Here is a 14,213-nt window from a genome sequence, read left to right as displayed (position 1 = left end):
CGGAGGACAGCGCGCCTTGCACATCGAGGTTTGAAACGGCCAGGCCAAGTTGGCCTTCGATGGCGGTCGCGGTGAATCCAGACGCCGCCTTATAGGTGATTGCATCGAAGACGAGATCGCGGTCGAAATCGGTAAAGCCCATCACCACTCCATCGCGTCGATCCACACGCCAGCAGCGGCAAAGCGTGGTGAGCCCGCCCGCAACGTGGGTTGCGAGCGCGGGAGGTAGAGTTTTCATTTTGAGGTGTCCGAATTCGAGCGCTGTTTGGGCTCGGAGCTTTTATTCGCGATCAGCCCGACGAGGGATATTGCTCGATTTCCTCGATCTCAGAGGTCTCCGATAGGTCTAGGGTATATTCGCTCTCGCCGAGATAGGGGCTGTGGGCACTTGGGCCAGCGATTATTGCGTGGTTCGACGCTTGCCACTGAAGCAGAACGCCTCCGGCTCCTGTTGCATTGAGCCCGCGACCAAACATCCGGGCCGTCTCAATTTTGTCAGACCAGCAAAGCCCTATTCTGCGAGAATTCCATCGATCGAGGTTTTCCCCGCGGTACAGAGTGCGGCCAGGTCCGACATATAGTGGAAGGATCAGCCGAAGCAGCGATATCAGAACCTTATCGTCGTCGATCTGTGCTCGAATGCGATGTCCAGCGACCGTCCAGTAGGTATGGAACTTGTGCCGGAAAACCTGATCATGTTTTACCGACGCAAGCAACTCGCCAGCTTTCTCCCGCCATAGGTTTTCTGTTGTGGTTCGTTCGAACATTTCTTGCAGCGCATCGGGAGTGCGGGGTGTGTCTGGAATCTTAAGTGTCATTTCAGAATGGGTGCGCCCATTCGGTTCAACAAATTTGATGACGATCGAATTTGGTTTCTGGTGCATTGTTTCATTATAGGCGATTCCATGCGCCCGCCGAAAGCAACGTGCTTGATGAGAATGGGCAAAAGGCCCATTTTAGTCATTCCAGCACCTCCGCGGACCGTATTGGCGTATGGCTCTTCAAGGACTGAACCAAGATCGTTCCAAGTTGAAGATGGGCGGGAATTTCTCCCGCCCATTCCTCGTGAGATTATTAGATCAAGGCTTCTTGCCGTCCGGTCCATACTGCTTGAGGAAGGAGACGAGGTCGGCTATCTGCTTTTCATTCTTCAACCCGGCATACGCCATCTTGTTGCCAGGCATGGTACCCTTCGGATCAGCGATGTATTTCACGAAGAAATCTTCACTCCAGGTTGCCCCGGATGTCTTGTTGGCCTCGCTGTAGTTATAACCAGAGACCTCGCCAGCCTTGCGCTGGAAAAGTCCGTTCAGATGGGGGCCGACCGCGTTCTTCGCCGTTTCTCCGATTTGGTGGCAAGCACGGCATTGGTTGAACACGCGTTGGCCTGCTTCGGCGTCCTGCGCGTTTGCCACCGGAATGAACGGCAAGCTTGCAAGCATCGCCGAAATCAGAATTCGCATTGAAGTCTCTCCGTTTCTTTATGCCCCTGTACAATTGCAGGGGCTACCGCTTCTGGATAGGAAATCAGCCGAACATGTCTGCCGTGATGCCGGCATACCATCCCATGTTCTCGGCTTGGGTTTCCTTGCGCACTTCCGCCGTCTCGCCCGTCTTGGAGATGAGCGGTGTCACCGTCGTGATCTTGCCATCCTTGGCCTCGTAGGTGCCACCAACCTTCACGGCGTCGTCCGTCTCGATCAGACTCCAGCAGGTATTGGTGTAGCGGGCCGGGAAGGCACGCGAGCCCGTCAGCTCATTGCGGATCATCATGGCGGCAACCTTGGCCTGGCTGTTGGCCGAGAACGCCGATTTGGGCATATCGCCCGCAATGCAGGCATCACCCAGAACGTAGATATTTGAGTCAACAGTGGATTGCATGCTTTCGGGCTTGATCGGGCAAAAGCCGGAGGCATTGGTGAGCTTCGCGTCGCGGGCGATCGCACCTGCCCATTGGGCCGGGATGACATTGACAAGTGCCGCGTTCTTGTACGTTTCGAAGCCAGTAACAACGGTGCCGGTCTTTGGATCGACAGATTTCAGGCCATCATGGATCTTTGGCCCCAGCCATTCGACCAAGCCCTTGTAGTGCTTTTCCCATCCTTCCTGAAAGAGGCCCTGCTTGGAGAATGTATCCTTCGGATCGATGATGAAGATCTTCGAGCGATCCTTGCCGGCTTTCTTCAAGGCATGGGCCATCATGGAGACGCGCTCATACGGGCCGGGCGGGCAACGATAGGGGTTTGGCGGCGCGATCATCACGATATTGCCGCCATTGGGCACAGCGTCAAGACGACGGCGCAGCAGGCGCGTCTGAGCACCAGGCTTCCAGCCATGCGGCATCATTTCTTCCGCCGCCTGCGACCAGCCGGGCACGGAATCGTATTTGAGGTCAATTCCGGGAGAGACGACACAGCGATCATAGGACAGGCGCTGTCCATTGGACAGAATCACTTCTTTCTTGTCGCGGTCGATCATGGTGGCGCGTGCACGCACAACAGAGACCCCATGCTTCGTGAGCCCATCATAGTTATGCAAGATGGAGGCGTATTCGCGGAAGCCGCCGAGATAGAGATTGGAATGGAAACAGGTCTGGTAGTTGACGTTCTCTTCCACGAGCGTCACGGACAGTTTGCCCTCGCTGTCCTTGGCGATGTACTTGGCTGCGGTGGCACCACCTGCGCCGCCGCCGATCACAACGACCTTCTGCTTTGCTTGCGCCAAAACTGCAGGCGAAAGGATCATTGAGGACCCTGCAGCTACACTGCCGATGATGAAGTGTCGTCTCGTTGTCATTGCTGTTATCCTCCCAGACTTCGCCGACTTGCGCGGCATTTGCGTCAACCCACTTTCAGATAGGCAAATCCTTTTGATTGCAGCGCCGCGACACTGGCAACGCCCGATGGAACAAACTTGATGAAGTCCGCCTTCCGGGCCTTGTCGCGGTCAAGCTTCAGACGCTCAAAGGTAATATTGCACAGATAAACGATCAGGCCGCTCTTGGAGAGATCAACGACACGCTGAAAAATCTGCGGAACCATCACTTCGTCTTTCCATGTGGTTCCTTCGAGCGATTCAAGGAAAAACTTTATTCCCTGGCCATGGACAACAACGACAAGCTGAATGTCGATCGGATTGCCGTAGACCGAGTAGTGATTGGCGATGTTTTGCAGCATCTGCACGAAACGCGGCGGGTCGCCAAAGTCACAATGGTAAAGACAGGCGCCATCAGCTTCCTTGTTGATGTCCTTGAGCATCACAATAGCGGGAGCCGCCCTTGCTGATACTGCCGTCATTGTCGCCCCAGCAAGGGCCGCGGCACCAAGCACCGTTCTGCGGTCGAGTTCAGTCATACTGTCCTCCCTGGTCAGTACATTTTCTTCACGCGAAGTGGGTTTCACTTCGCTTGAAAATGCTCTTGGATTTTGCTTTCGCATCATCTTTTCCGCCAGCCGGTATCCACCTGGCGGGATGATGCTCTAATGTGGCTTTGGTTTCAAAGAACCGAAAAACGTCGCCAGCGCCGCCAGCTCGTCATCCTTGAGTTTGGCAGCTATGGTCTGCATCACATTGTTGTCCCTCTCCTTGTTCTTGTAGGCGTCCATGACAGCGAGAAACTGTTCTTCCGGCCAGCCGATAATTGGCGGAATGCCGCCAGCAGCCTTGCCTGAAATCTGATGGCAGGTGACGCATTCGGACGAGAGATACGCACCGAATGCCTTGTCGCCCCTCGGTCTGCTCTGTGCCAGACTGAAGGATATAAGCGTGACCGACAGCATCACGGAGACAGAAATTGTCGCAAAAGTCTCGAGTTTGAAGGCTGAAAGAAAGATTCTCATCAATCGACTTTCGGACCCGTCTTCGTGTCAGGCGTGACATCCAGCGTGCGGGCTCGGCTCAACACCTTCGGAGGCTCTGCCTTGCAATTTGTCATGCAAGGCTCGTTCTTCCAAAAGTGTTTCTCTGTGGTCTCACGGTCATCATCGTAGAATCCATCCACATTGGGCATCTTGATGCTGGTGAAATTTTTCTGCGTGAGCACAAAATCATCTTTCACAATATCATTCATGTTCAGCAGATAAGCAGTAATGGCATAGATTTCGTCGTCGCTGAGCGACCGCGCATTGCCGTAAGGCATGGCCCTCTTGATGTAGTCGAATGTGGTCGATGCATAGGGCCAGAACGAGCCGACGGTCTTTTCCGGCCCCTCGTTTTTCAATGAGCCCTGCCCACCGGCAACCATGGGCCAGCGACCCGCGCTCTGGCCGAATTCACCATGGCAGGCCGCGCATAGCGTCTGATAGAGTTCGTCGCCGTCTTTGACGCTGCCTTTGCCGGGAGGAAGGCCCTGACCATCAGGCCGCACATCAGTATCCCAGGCCTTTACCTCATCAGGATGCGCTTCGCGCCCCAGACCGATTTTCCTGGGCCCTGCGGCATGCACAGCTGGGTTGCCCTGCTGCGCAAGGGATGGGGCGGGTTGCCAGTTGACCGCGAGAACAGCGATGGCGGCGCTCGCAAGAAATAGGTTACGAAATTTCGACATTTTCAGTCTCGCCATTTGGCCGCACCAGCCATGTATGGATGCCATTGTTGTGATAGATCGAGTTGGTTCCCCGAACTTTTCGAAGCTCGTCCTTTGTGGGCTGGACGTAGCCTGAATCATCGATGGCCCGGGACTGGATCATCATCTCCTGACCATTCCAGTCGATATCGACATAAAAGCGCGTCAGGGAGAGCGGCATAACGGGCCCGTCGATGCGCGCGGTCTGCCAGTTGCGGCCACCATCAACCGTCACATCCACACGCTTGATGCTGCCGCGGCCCGACCATGCCAGACCAGCGAGCACATTCGGCCCCTTGTGTTTGAGGGGCATCTGTGGTGACGGATTGGTGACGATGGATTTGGCGTCCATGATCCAGGTGAAGCGGCGCGAGCGGCCATCGGCCAGCAGATCCGTGTACTTTGAGGTTTCCTCGCGGTGATGCCAGGGCTGATCGCCGACTTCGAGCCGACGCAGCCACTTGACCCACATATTGCCTTCCCAGCCAGGCACGACGATGCGCAGCGGATAACCCTGTTCGGGGCGCAGCGCCTCGCCGTTCATCCCCCAGGCGACGATGCAGTCTTTCATCGCTTTTTCCATGGGGATCGAACGCGTCATGGCGGCAGCGTCCGCGCCCTCAGGCATCAGCCACTTGCCGTTTGTCTTCACGCCGGCCTCGTCCAGCAATGTCTTTAGCGGAAGGCCAGTATACCAGACGTTGTGGATCATGCCGTGGGTGAACTGACAGCTGTTGAGCTGGGCGCCCCGCCATTCCATGCCGCCATTGGCCGCGCATTCCAGAAAATAGGGTTTGTTGACGCGACCCGGCATGCGCTTGAGATCTTCCATTGTAAAGATCAGGGGCTTGTCCACCAATCCGTTGATCATCAGACGATGCTTGGCCGGATCCACCTCTGCCACGCCGGAGTGATGGCGCTCGAAGCACAGGCCATTCGGCGTGTTCCCGCTCGCCTACGCGATCATCATGCCGGCGCTCTATGCCCCGATCACCATCATGCTCCTGGGCCTGATTTTTCGGGGTGTGGCCTTTGAATTCCGCTGGAAGACCAAGCGCGGCCAGTTCCTCTGGGATTGGGCTTTTGCCGGCGGCTCGACCATTGCTGCCTTTGCCCAGGGTGTAGCGTTGGGCGCACTCGTTCAGGGCATCCCCGTAGTCGGGCGGGCATATTCCGGTGGCTGGTGGGACTGGCTGACCCCATTCAGCCTGCTGACCGGCCTAGCCCTCGTGATCGGCTATGCGCTCCTGGGGGCAACCTGGCTGATCTGGAAAACCGAGAACCATGTCCAGCGCCGCGCCTATGACATTGCCTTCTGGGTGGCGCCTGCGACCCTCGTTCTTATTGGCCTTGTCAGCGCCTGGACGCCATTCCTCAACGCCGTCTACATGCAGAAGTGGTTTTCATGGCCACACGTGCTCCTCGCCATACCGATTCCCGCGCTCGTGCTGGTAGCAGCCTTCATTCTGCTCAAGGGTCTGACGGAGCGGCGCGAAGCGAGCCCGTTCCTCGCCTCCCTGTCATTGTTCGTGCTCTGCTTTATCGGGCTTGGGATCAGCTTCTATCCGCACATCGTGCCCAACAGCGTCACGATCTGGGATGCCGCAGCACCGGACAACAGCCTTGCCTTCCTGTTGGTCGGCGCCGTTGTGCTGGTGCCCATCATTCTGGCCTACACGGCCTATTCCTACTGGGTGTTCAGAGGCAAGGTGAACGCCGTTGGGGGATACCACTGATGGCGCCGTCAAGCCTTGCAAAGCGATCCGCCAAAGAGGCGCGCACTACAATCTGGAAAAAGCTCGGCTGGTTCGCTGGAATCTGGATCGCCAGCATTCTGGCCTTGGCCGTTTTCGCCTATGGCATCAAACTGTTTCTGAAATAGCGCCATAATTTTGGTCGTTAGCGCGGTGTTTGTCGGCGGAATGTCAGGAAAACATCGCTGTTTTCCCAAGGATGCGAATTAACCGAAGCGCAAGAACATGCGTGAGTAGGGCGGCCTGAGCCTTGCCTGCAATCCGCGCGACTGCGTCGAGCGTCTCCGTCAGTTTGATGTCATCAGCGTATTGCGGCGGTGGTGCAGATTTCCAAGTTGCCGAAAGCGCAGCCCATTTTGCTTCGAAAGCAGCAAGCGCTGCGTCGGTCGCCGTTCGATCTTTCTGGTTTGTCTGGAAGAGCGCAGTGAGGTAGTCCGCATAGGCTTGGCCAAGCTCGTTCTCGGCGTCACGGAACGGCCCGCCGAATGCGGATGTGGCGGCAAGGGCGAACGTGAAGGCCGCTGCTTTGGCGGCGGTGCGAGCGAACATTGAGGCTCTCCTCACGATCACCTATCGACAGCACAGAAACTGGTTGCAGCCATTGACCTGCCGCAAATGAACGTTGATCCGCCTACGGCAATCCTGGGTCGGCTACTGCCAGCAAATCCGCAGCTGTGAACCACCCTGGGCTTGTCGGAAGTCGGGCAACAGGGAGCGTCTAGAGTTTGACCGCCTCGCAGGCCGATACAAGCCCGAGCGCGTCGCCCAAGGGTTCGCCGATGATCCGATAAGTCTCGGCGCCGATCACGATCAGATCGCCCTCGGTGATTGTCGCGGACAGAGAACGTCGGATATCGATGCCGACGGTCGGCAAAGCGGCGCGGCTTTCGCCGAATTCCGCCAAGCGGTCGGGCGACTTGCGAATGATGCGGACAGCGACGCAGTTCTTGTCTGAAACATTGGCCGACGCCGCCCGCCTTCCACAGCGCGTCTTCGCCGATATTGGGATCGGCGAAGAGCGCATCAATGACTGATGCGAAAGCGTCGATCACGGCATCAATGCGGGCTGTTGCCCGGATTGACTTTATTGTGGCGAAGTCGGGAACACCCGACTTCGATGCGCCCGGAAGGAGGCATTGAGCCGAACACGGCCCAATCCGCGCTGTTGCCCGCACCGCCCGCGACCGCCGCCGCTGCGACGCCGATCAGAAGGTTGGCGGTGGCAACCGTCGTGCAGCGCTTGTTGGTGTCGTCCCAATAGACGAGCGTGCCGACCGTCCAGAAAATCCGAGGGTTCTCTGCGAGCCGATCTTTGTGAGTTCGAACACGCCGGTAAGATCGAGCGCAACATCGGCAGACAGCGCGGCATCGCAACCCGGTTTGACCGGCGCGCCATACACTTCTTGAGCTTTTTACATCTCGCAGCAGTGATTCTATGGATGCGCTGAATGTCGATTCAGCCTAATCCTCCTGGGCCTTGAAGCGGCTAAGGCCCCCGGCAATAAACGGCGCGACCAATGCGAGGAAGGCGATCCCCAGCAATGTGGCGGCGATCGGGCTCTGCACCAGCACGAGAGGATCTCCGATGCTGATCTGGAGCGCGCGGCGAAACTGGCTTTCCGCCATCGGCCCCAGAATGAGCCCGACAACCATGGGCGCGACGGGGTAATCATAGCGCCGCATCAGGAAACCTAACACGCCGAAAACGAGCAGCATCAAAAGTTCGGCAATCGACCCCTTGGTCGCGATCGAGCCCATCGCCGCGAACATCAGGATGCCGGCATAAAGCCAGGGCGTCGGGATTTTGAGCAGCTTCACCCAGATGCCGACCAGCGGCAGGTTGAGCACCACCAGCATGGCATTGGCGATGAACAGGCTGGCGATCAGCCCCCAAACCAAGTCCGGCTTTTCGGCAAAGAGCAGCGGGCCGGGGTTGAGCCCAAATTGCTGGAAGCCGGCGAGCAGAATCGCGGCGGTCGCCGAAGTGGGCAGACCCAGCGAAAGCAGGGGGACCAAAGTGCCCGCGACCGAGGCGTTATTGGCGGCTTCGGGGCCGGCAACGCCCTCGATCGCGCCAATCGTGTCCCATTCTTCGGGGTGTTTGGAGAGGCGCTTCTCCGTCGAATAGGACAAGAAGGTCGGGATTTCCGCGCCTCCTGCCGGCAAGGCGCCGATGGGGAAACCAAACAGCGTGCCGCGCAGCCAGGGCTTCCAGGAGCGTTTCCAATCCGCCTTGGACATCCAGAGCGAACCGGTCATCGGCATGATTTCCTCCACGCTCCGACGCCGCGAAACCACAAACATCGCCTCGCCAATGGCGAAAAGCCCGACCGCCAGCGTCGTCACCTCGACCCCATCGAGCAATTCGGGCAAGCCAAAGGTGAGGCGGGATTGGCCGGTCAGTTTGTCGATGCCGATCAGACCCAGCGCGAGCCCGCAGAACAGGCTGATCAGGCCCTTGAGCGGGGAATCGCCGAAGGTCGCGGAAACCGTGACGAACGCCACTACCATCAGCGCAAAATAATCCTCGGGGCCAAATTGCACCGCGAATTTCACCATCCACGGCGCCAGAAAGGCGATGCCGGCCGTGGCGATCAACCCGGCGAAGAACGAGCCGATGGCGGAGGTGGCCAATGCCGGCCCGGCCCGACCGCTCTTGGCCATCAGGTTGCCCTGCAAGGCTGTCGCCATCGAGGCGCTCTCGCCGGGCGTATTGATCAGAATGGAGGTGGTCGAACCCCCATACATCGCGCCATAATAAATCCCCGCGAACATGATCAGCGAGCCGGAAGGGTCGAGCTTGAAGGTGATGGGCAGGAGCAGCGCCACGGTCACCGCGGGGCCGATGCCGGGCAGCACGCCGACCGCCGTGCCCAGCAGCACGCCAATCGAGGCATAAAGCAGGTTTGCCGCGGTGAGCGCGACGGCAAAACCTGAAATCAACGCATAAAACGATTCCATCGCCGCCCCTTAGCTGAAAAGCCGTTCAAGCGGGCCTTGCGGCAGCGAGAGCGTCAGGAGTTTGGAAAAAAGCAGATAGATCAGCGCCGACAAAACCAGGCCGAGCGCTAAATCCACCAAGGGCGCCCGCCGGCCGAAGGCGAAGGCGGTGATGGCGAACAGCACCGCCATTCCGGCAATGAAGCCGCCGCCAAAGCCGATAATGGCGGTAAGCAGCAAAAATCCGATGACCAAAATGCCAACGGGACCAAAATCGGCCGGCTCTGGCGCCTTTCCATTTTGCCGCAAGCCCGAAAGAATCGAGAGCAGCCCCAGCAAGACGAGGCCGCCTGCGATCATTTTAGGCATGACGGCCGGGCCGATCCCATAGGCGGCGACGCGGGATAGGTTGACCGCATCCGACCACAGCACGCCTGCCAGGGCAAGCAACAGGAAACCGACAATGATGGCCGGCTTGTCGCGCCCTTTGGGCGCGGATGTGGAGAGCGACATTATTCCCCCTGATCGCCGCGAGACGGCGGCTTTTGGCTTAAAAGCGCCATCCGCCCGGTTGCGCGCGCTGCGATGGATTTATTTGACAAGACCGACAGATTTTAGCACCGCCTCGACCCGGCCCTGTTCGTTCTTGAGAAATTCACCGAAAGCGGGCTCGGGCAAATAGGCATCGTCCCAGCCGCGTTGGGCCAGAATGTCCTTCCATTCCTTGGATTTGACCATCCGGTCGATCGCGTCCGAGAGGGTCTTCTTCTGTTCGGCCGAAATGCCAGGTGCGGCCATGACCGAACGCCAATTAAGGAGATCAAGCGCAATGCCCTGCTCGCGCAAGGTGGGTGTCGGATTTCCGGGCAGACGCTCGGGCGATGTCACCGCGATGGCGCGTAATTTCCCCGCTTTCACCTGGCCTTCAAACTCGCCCCAGCCGGAAATACCGGCGCTGACACGGCCCGAGAGCAGCGCAGCCAAGGCTTCGCCGCCGCCCGAGAAGGGCACATAATTCACCTTGGAACCATCAAGCCCCACGGTGCCGGCCAGCAATCCGGCGAGAATATGGTCAACGCCTCCCGCCGAGCCGCCGGCGAAGGTTACCTTGGCGATATCCGCCTTCATCGCCGCCACCAGATCCGTTGCGCTCTGGATCGGCGAGGTTGCCGGCACGACGATGACCTCGGCTTCCGCCGTGAGGCGCGCGATGGGCGTCACCATCGAAAGCGTGACCGGTGATTTATTGGAGATGAGCGAGCCCACCATCACAAAACCGTTCACCATGAGTTGGTTCGGGTCGCCCTTGGCGGTGTTGACGAACTGGGCCAGACCGATCGAACCGCCGGCGCCCGGAACATTCGTCACCTGCACGCCCTTGCCGATGCCTGTTGCGGTCAGCACCTGCTGCATGGCCCGCGCCGTGCCGTCCCAACCGCCACCAGGCGCGGCTGGGGCGAGGATTTTAAGCTCAAGCTGCGCACTCGCCGCGCCGACCGAGCCTAATACCCACAAACACGCCAGAGCCCCGGCAACGCATTCTCGCTTCGTGATAGACATTTTTTCCGCCCCTTAAAGTTATCCTCGTTAGGGAAACGAAATTAACCACGTTTCTTCAGAGCACAAGAAAAAAAGCCTGCCAGACCGCAAGCCACGCCGGTATCGGCGAGGAGATTGCCCGGCATCGGAGAGGAGATTGCAATGTGACTCGTCGCTCGAACTACTCGGTTGTTACCCCTGCGAACGATTCTTTCGAGGCGCTTGCTTCCGCCTTCGTGACCTGGATCAACTGGTCGAGGTGGTTGGGTGAGCCATAAAGCGTGTAGAGTTTAAGCGGTTTCTCGCAGGTGTTGATCAGGTTATGCCGCGACCCAGCTGGCACCACGATGGCATCGTCACTTTTGATCTTGTGCGTCGTGCCGTCGATGATCATCTGCCCCTTGCCCTTTTCGACCCGGAAGAACTGATCGCGGTCCTTGTGCACTTCGTCGCCGATTTCTTCCCCCGGCTTGAGCGACATCAGCACGAGTTGCAGGTGTTTGCCGGTGTAGAGAACATGCTGGAAATCTTCGTTCTTTTCGGCGCGCTCCTCGATATTATCAATAAAGCCCTTCATATATTTGTCCTCCTCCGGTTTAATCGAAATAATTCATGAAACGTTCTGATATATCTTTTGTTCCTTTCTTATGGATTTTATTACAAAAAATAGACACTTGATTTCTGGTCTCTGATTTAATCGTGATCGGCACATACTCATATATTTGATTTTATTTTTTCATTCGTTTGATGATCTGGATCAATACGCAAGAGCGCAATCCGTGTGACGCTGCCAAAACCTTCCTTTTACGGCTGCGGCGACCGCTTTGGACGAAGTGGTCTGCTCCGGCGCGACGGAGCGTCGCGCAAGCCCGCGCGGTCCGACGTTTCCGCCGGGCGAAGAAATCTGAATGGGAATGGATTGCGCGCCCGGTCGATGGTGTCGCTGTCACCGCATCGGACGTGATCATCCTGCGCAAGGAGTTAGAGCGTTGCGAACGCGCCTGGGGATTGTTCGAGGCGGGTGGTGCCGATAGCGGGGCGAAGGCGTCAAGCCCGGCAAAACGACCAGCCGGGCCGGGCGCGCCACCCAAGCACGATTGGGACGCCTTCGCCGGCGCCATCGCCCGGCGCGTGCACCATCACGGCATGCCGGTCAGCCAGGGCGACCGGGTAGCGCGATATGATGGGCTGGGGCGCGGGCCGGGAGGATTTCTTGGCCTGCGACGAACGCATGGCACGGTCGAAGGCGTCGGCGATATAGAGAGCTGCAAGGCCATTGAAGAGCGCTTGTGTGCTCATAATGTATCAATTAAGCTGGATATATGGATACACAAGAATCAATCGATGCGCTTTCGGCCCTTGCTCAGCCCACCCGGCTGGAAACCTTTCGGCTTCTGGTGCGCCACGAGCCGGAAGGCGTGCCGGCCGGTGAATTGGCACGTATGATTGGAGTGCCGCAGAACACCATGTCCGCCCATCTCGCCGTTCTCTCGCGGGCAGGGCTCGTAAATGGAGAGCGGCAAAGTCGGTCGATCCTCTACCGGGCGAACTTTTCGGGCTTTCGGGAAGTGGTGCTTTTTCTGCTGAAGGACTGCTGTGGCGGTCGGCCCGACATATGCGCGCCCCTGATCGTAGATCTCACGCCGTGCTGTCCACCAAAGGAAAACGTCTATGGCTGATCAAATTTTCAACGTCCTGTTCTTGTGCACGGGTAATTCTGCACGCTCGATCTTGGCCGAAAGCATTCTGCGAAAAGACGGAGGTGGACGGTTCAATGCCTACTCTGCCGGGAGCCAAGCTAAAGGCCAAGTCAATCCCTTCGCTGTCAAAGTTCTCAAGGCGGTGGACTATCCGACAGAGGGTTTGCGCTCCAAGAGCTGGGACGAGTTCGCGGCGCCGGGCGCACCTGCGATGGACTTTGTTTTCACGGTTTGCGATAGCGCGGCCGGCGAGGTCTGCCCGGTCTGGCCCGGCCAGCCGATGACGGCCCATTGGGGGATCGATGATCCGGCGGCTGTCGACGGAAATGATATCGAGAAGGAGCGGGCCTTCAGCGCGGCCTTCAGGTTCATGAAGAACCGCATCGGTATTTTCATCTCGCTTCCCATCACTTCGTTGGCGCACGCGGCTCTCGGCGCTCACCTCAAAGATATCGGGATGCTCGAAGGCGCTTCTCGCCGTGCAAAGGGTGAAGAATGAGCTCGCCCATCGATGTCAGTTTGGCATAGGCCGACAACCTGCGGCCAAAGGCACTGTCCGCGATCGTAAAGACCGCGCTTTCCGCTGCCATGGTTTACTCCGCGAGGGTGCGTGATCGCGCGCCACCGCACACCCTACCACATGTTGCGCAAGATCCTGCAAGAACATGACATCATGGGTGTTTTGAAAGACGCGGTTGCCGCGCACGAAGGCTTGCCCGACGGCGACGGCACCGAGGGGATGCATGAGGCCGTCGCCGCCCTCATCAACACCATCATCGATGGTGGAAACTCGGTCCGCCGGCGATAAGCCGTGCAACCGCATTGGATCGCGGTGTCAGATGCCGGGCCAAGCACGACCGATACCCTTTCGAGACCACGACATGATCTGAAGATCAATCTCGATATGGTGGAACCTCAACCCGGCATTCTTTCACCCTGCGTGACGGCGGCCCGCACGGGGTGATCATGTCGATTGCAATGACACATGAGGTCCGCATTGCGCGCGACATCCGAAGAGAGGTGTTCAGGAAAAGCAGGTTGACCGTTCAAGCATGCTCTCGAAAAAGCGGACATCAGTTTTTCGATAACAGCGTGATAAAACAATAAGATAGAAGCGGATTGCGATGCCGTGTCCACGCAATTTGCGCTAGTCCTCGCCCGGTTCTGAGCTGCCGTCTGCGGGCTCCGTGTCCATCGTTTCCCGATCCATCGCGCCATCAAGGCCGAGGTTGCGGCCGACCTGGCGCAACAGCCGGCGCAGGCGTTTGCGCTCCCTGGTGTCAAGGCGGGAGAGGGTTTGCTTCTCAAGACGGCGCCACACCAGATCGATCTCCTCGGCGCGGAGCGTTCCGGCCGGCGTCAGGAAGATCCGCCATTGCCTCGCGTCGTCTTTGGAGGCGCGTCGCTCCACCAGCCCGTGAAGCGCCAGGCGCGTCACCATTTTGGTGATGGTCGGTGGTTTGACGTAAAGCGCCTGGGCCAGCTCGCCCATCGTCTGCCCATCCATTGCAGCGAGCGATTTGAGGACTGTTTCCTGACCCGGGTAAAGATGTATCTCCGCCAGGAGCGCGGCGGCACGTGCGCGGTGCAGTTTCGCGACATGGGCGAGACGGAAGCTTACGCTTTTTTCGAACGATCCCGCCATATGAGCGCCTCCCAGCGCTCATATCGATTCATGATTGCGGTCTGATGTCAACTGGTACGGCGCTTGACGAC

Annotated in this window: 21 protein-coding genes and 1 pseudogene; 5 read left to right on the top strand and 17 right to left on the bottom strand. The window is 58.3% G+C overall.

The annotated features are described in order from the left end of the window. From ACINK1_RS13200 to soxC, 8 genes and pseudogenes are all read right to left on the bottom strand, one after another. On the bottom strand, nt 1-238 hold a 238-nt coding region (locus tag ACINK1_RS13200), incomplete at its 3' end, for a DUF2163 domain-containing protein (RefSeq protein ID WP_395760153.1). A 52-nt stretch (nt 239-290) separates the two neighbouring features. Then, entirely contained in the window at nt 291-884 is a 594-nt protein-coding gene (locus ACINK1_RS13195) for a hypothetical protein (RefSeq protein WP_376800202.1), read from the bottom strand. A gap of 195 nt (nt 885-1,079) precedes the next feature. Further along, entirely contained in the window at nt 1,080-1,463 is a 384-nt protein-coding gene (locus ACINK1_RS13190; RefSeq protein WP_376800201.1) for a cytochrome c family protein, read from the bottom strand. Between the two features lie 64 nt (nt 1,464-1,527). Further along, nucleotides 1,528-2,835 (bottom strand): FCSD flavin-binding domain-containing protein, encoded by a 1,308-nt coding sequence (locus ACINK1_RS13185; RefSeq protein WP_376803622.1) that lies wholly within the window; start codon nt 2,833-2,835, stop codon nt 1,528-1,530. A gap of 5 nt (nt 2,836-2,840) precedes the next feature. Further along, complete coding sequence (locus tag ACINK1_RS13180; protein WP_376803346.1) at nt 2,841-3,440, bottom strand: DsrE family protein; 600 nt, start codon at nt 3,438-3,440, stop codon at nt 2,841-2,843. Nucleotides 3,441-3,479: 39 nt separating this feature from the next. Next, nucleotides 3,480-3,779, bottom strand: a complete 300-nt coding sequence (locus ACINK1_RS13175; protein WP_395760152.1) for a c-type cytochrome — start codon at nt 3,777-3,779, stop codon at nt 3,480-3,482. A 59-nt stretch (nt 3,780-3,838) separates the two neighbouring features. Continuing rightward, nucleotides 3,839-4,546 carry a c-type cytochrome gene (locus tag ACINK1_RS13170; RefSeq protein WP_376800197.1) on the bottom strand — a complete coding sequence of 236 codons (708 nt, stop codon included), beginning with the start codon at nt 4,544-4,546 and terminating at the stop codon, nt 3,839-3,841. Next, nucleotides 4,530-5,507, bottom strand: a pseudogene (gene soxC / locus ACINK1_RS13165) (sulfite dehydrogenase); the annotation flags it as partial. The gene ACINK1_RS13170 and the pseudogene soxC, both read right to left, overlap by 17 nt. A gap of 25 nt (nt 5,508-5,532) precedes the next feature. Here soxC and ACINK1_RS13160 point away from each other — a divergent pair. After that, nucleotides 5,533-6,300: a cytochrome d ubiquinol oxidase subunit II gene (locus ACINK1_RS13160; protein WP_376800205.1), complete on the top strand. Its 768-nt coding sequence runs from the start codon at nt 5,533-5,535 to the stop codon at nt 6,298-6,300. Continuing rightward, nucleotides 6,300-6,446, top strand: a complete 147-nt coding sequence (locus tag ACINK1_RS13155; RefSeq protein ID WP_376800196.1) for a DUF2474 domain-containing protein — start codon at nt 6,300-6,302, stop codon at nt 6,444-6,446. The genes ACINK1_RS13160 and ACINK1_RS13155 overlap by 1 nt, the downstream gene beginning before the upstream one ends. Before the next feature lie 43 nt (nt 6,447-6,489). Here the strand turns inward: ACINK1_RS13155 and ACINK1_RS13150 are convergent, their stop codons facing one another. From ACINK1_RS13150 to ACINK1_RS13115, 8 genes are all read right to left on the bottom strand, one after another. After that, nucleotides 6,490-6,867, bottom strand: a complete 378-nt coding sequence (locus ACINK1_RS13150) for a hypothetical protein (protein ID WP_376800195.1) — start codon at nt 6,865-6,867, stop codon at nt 6,490-6,492. Between the two features lie 169 nt (nt 6,868-7,036). Then, nucleotides 7,037-7,222: a hypothetical protein gene (locus ACINK1_RS13145; protein ID WP_376800194.1), complete on the bottom strand. Its 186-nt coding sequence runs from the start codon at nt 7,220-7,222 to the stop codon at nt 7,037-7,039. A gap of 152 nt (nt 7,223-7,374) precedes the next feature. Further along, entirely contained in the window at nt 7,375-7,692 is a 318-nt protein-coding gene (locus tag ACINK1_RS13140) for a capsid cement protein (RefSeq protein WP_376800193.1), read from the bottom strand. A gap of 87 nt (nt 7,693-7,779) precedes the next feature. Continuing rightward, nucleotides 7,780-9,279: a tripartite tricarboxylate transporter permease gene (locus tag ACINK1_RS13135; RefSeq protein ID WP_376800192.1), complete on the bottom strand. Its 1,500-nt coding sequence runs from the start codon at nt 9,277-9,279 to the stop codon at nt 7,780-7,782. 9 nt (nt 9,280-9,288) lie between these two features. Next, on the bottom strand, nt 9,289-9,771 hold the full coding sequence (locus ACINK1_RS13130; protein WP_376800191.1) for a tripartite tricarboxylate transporter TctB family protein: 483 nt from the start codon (nt 9,769-9,771) through the stop codon (nt 9,289-9,291). 78 nt (nt 9,772-9,849) lie between these two features. Next, nucleotides 9,850-10,818 carry a tripartite tricarboxylate transporter substrate binding protein gene (locus ACINK1_RS13125; protein ID WP_376800190.1) on the bottom strand — a complete coding sequence of 323 codons (969 nt, stop codon included), beginning with the start codon at nt 10,816-10,818 and terminating at the stop codon, nt 9,850-9,852. A gap of 160 nt (nt 10,819-10,978) precedes the next feature. Further along, on the bottom strand, nt 10,979-11,374 hold the full coding sequence (locus tag ACINK1_RS13120) for a cupin domain-containing protein (RefSeq protein WP_376800189.1): 396 nt from the start codon (nt 11,372-11,374) through the stop codon (nt 10,979-10,981). A gap of 470 nt (nt 11,375-11,844) precedes the next feature. Then, the gene (locus ACINK1_RS13115) at nt 11,845-12,096 is read right to left on the bottom strand and encodes a hypothetical protein (protein ID WP_376800188.1); all 252 of its coding nucleotides are present in this window, start codon (nt 12,094-12,096) and stop codon (nt 11,845-11,847) included. Between the two features lie 23 nt (nt 12,097-12,119). Here ACINK1_RS13115 and ACINK1_RS13110 point away from each other — a divergent pair, with 23 nt between their 5' ends. The 3 genes from ACINK1_RS13110 to ACINK1_RS13100 all read left to right on the top strand — a co-directional run bounded on the left by ACINK1_RS13110 (nt 12,120) and on the right by ACINK1_RS13100 (nt 13,305). Next, complete coding sequence (locus ACINK1_RS13110; protein ID WP_376800187.1) at nt 12,120-12,476, top strand: helix-turn-helix transcriptional regulator; 357 nt, start codon at nt 12,120-12,122, stop codon at nt 12,474-12,476. Then, entirely contained in the window at nt 12,469-12,996 is a 528-nt protein-coding gene (locus ACINK1_RS13105; protein ID WP_376800186.1) for an arsenate reductase ArsC, read from the top strand. Before ACINK1_RS13110 ends, ACINK1_RS13105 begins: the two co-directional genes overlap by 8 nt. A 141-nt stretch (nt 12,997-13,137) precedes the next feature. Beyond that, on the top strand, nt 13,138-13,305 hold the full coding sequence (locus ACINK1_RS13100; RefSeq protein ID WP_376800185.1) for a hypothetical protein: 168 nt from the start codon (nt 13,138-13,140) through the stop codon (nt 13,303-13,305). 339 nt (nt 13,306-13,644) lie between these two features. On the opposite strand, the gene ACINK1_RS13095 is transcribed toward ACINK1_RS13100, so the two are convergent. Beyond that, nucleotides 13,645-14,142, bottom strand: a complete 498-nt coding sequence (locus ACINK1_RS13095; protein ID WP_376800184.1) for a MarR family winged helix-turn-helix transcriptional regulator — start codon at nt 14,140-14,142, stop codon at nt 13,645-13,647. Between the last annotated feature and the right edge of the window lie 71 nt (nt 14,143-14,213).

Origin of the sequence: Raskinella chloraquaticus (SeqCode) (assembly GCF_021731865.1) — a bacterium.
In the GTDB taxonomy this organism is placed as follows: domain Bacteria; phylum Pseudomonadota; class Alphaproteobacteria; order Rhizobiales; family UBA4765; genus Raskinella; species Raskinella chloraquaticus.
This window is presented reverse-complemented; position numbering and strand designations above follow the sequence as displayed.

What these genes read in the sequence shown, in the direction of transcription:
- ACINK1_RS13195 (WP_376800202.1), bottom strand. Translation starts at nt 884, where the DNA reads ATGCACCAGAAACCAAATTCGATCGTCATCAAATTTGTTGAACCGAAT.
- ACINK1_RS13190 (WP_376800201.1), bottom strand. Translation starts at nt 1,463, where the DNA reads ATGCGAATTCTGATTTCGGCGATGCTTGCAAGCTTGCCGTTCATTCCG.
- ACINK1_RS13185 (WP_376803622.1), bottom strand. Translation starts at nt 2,835, where the DNA reads ATGCCGCGCAAGTCGGCGAAGTCTGGGAGGATAACAGCAATGACAACG.
- ACINK1_RS13180 (WP_376803346.1), bottom strand. Translation starts at nt 3,440, where the DNA reads ATGATGCGAAAGCAAAATCCAAGAGCATTTTCAAGCGAAGTGAAACCC.
- ACINK1_RS13175 (WP_395760152.1), bottom strand. Translation starts at nt 3,779, where the DNA reads ATGCTGTCGGTCACGCTTATATCCTTCAGTCTGGCACAGAGCAGACCG.
- ACINK1_RS13170 (WP_376800197.1), bottom strand. Translation starts at nt 4,546, where the DNA reads ATGTCGAAATTTCGTAACCTATTTCTTGCGAGCGCCGCCATCGCTGTT.
- ACINK1_RS13160 (WP_376800205.1), top strand. Translation starts at nt 5,533, where the DNA reads ATGCCGGCGCTCTATGCCCCGATCACCATCATGCTCCTGGGCCTGATT.
- ACINK1_RS13155 (WP_376800196.1), top strand. Translation starts at nt 6,300, where the DNA reads ATGGCGCCGTCAAGCCTTGCAAAGCGATCCGCCAAAGAGGCGCGCACT.
- ACINK1_RS13150 (WP_376800195.1), bottom strand. Translation starts at nt 6,867, where the DNA reads ATGTTCGCTCGCACCGCCGCCAAAGCAGCGGCCTTCACGTTCGCCCTT.
- ACINK1_RS13135 (WP_376800192.1), bottom strand. Translation starts at nt 9,279, where the DNA reads ATGGAATCGTTTTATGCGTTGATTTCAGGTTTTGCCGTCGCGCTCACC.
- ACINK1_RS13130 (WP_376800191.1), bottom strand. Translation starts at nt 9,771, where the DNA reads ATGTCGCTCTCCACATCCGCGCCCAAAGGGCGCGACAAGCCGGCCATC.
- ACINK1_RS13125 (WP_376800190.1), bottom strand. Translation starts at nt 10,818, where the DNA reads ATGTCTATCACGAAGCGAGAATGCGTTGCCGGGGCTCTGGCGTGTTTG.
- ACINK1_RS13120 (WP_376800189.1), bottom strand. Translation starts at nt 11,374, where the DNA reads ATGAAGGGCTTTATTGATAATATCGAGGAGCGCGCCGAAAAGAACGAA.
- ACINK1_RS13115 (WP_376800188.1), bottom strand. Translation starts at nt 12,096, where the DNA reads ATGAGCACACAAGCGCTCTTCAATGGCCTTGCAGCTCTCTATATCGCC.
- ACINK1_RS13110 (WP_376800187.1), top strand. Translation starts at nt 12,120, where the DNA reads ATGGATACACAAGAATCAATCGATGCGCTTTCGGCCCTTGCTCAGCCC.
- ACINK1_RS13105 (WP_376800186.1), top strand. Translation starts at nt 12,469, where the DNA reads ATGGCTGATCAAATTTTCAACGTCCTGTTCTTGTGCACGGGTAATTCT.
- ACINK1_RS13100 (WP_376800185.1), top strand. Translation starts at nt 13,138, where the DNA reads ATGTTGCGCAAGATCCTGCAAGAACATGACATCATGGGTGTTTTGAAA.
- ACINK1_RS13095 (WP_376800184.1), bottom strand. Translation starts at nt 14,142, where the DNA reads ATGGCGGGATCGTTCGAAAAAAGCGTAAGCTTCCGTCTCGCCCATGTC.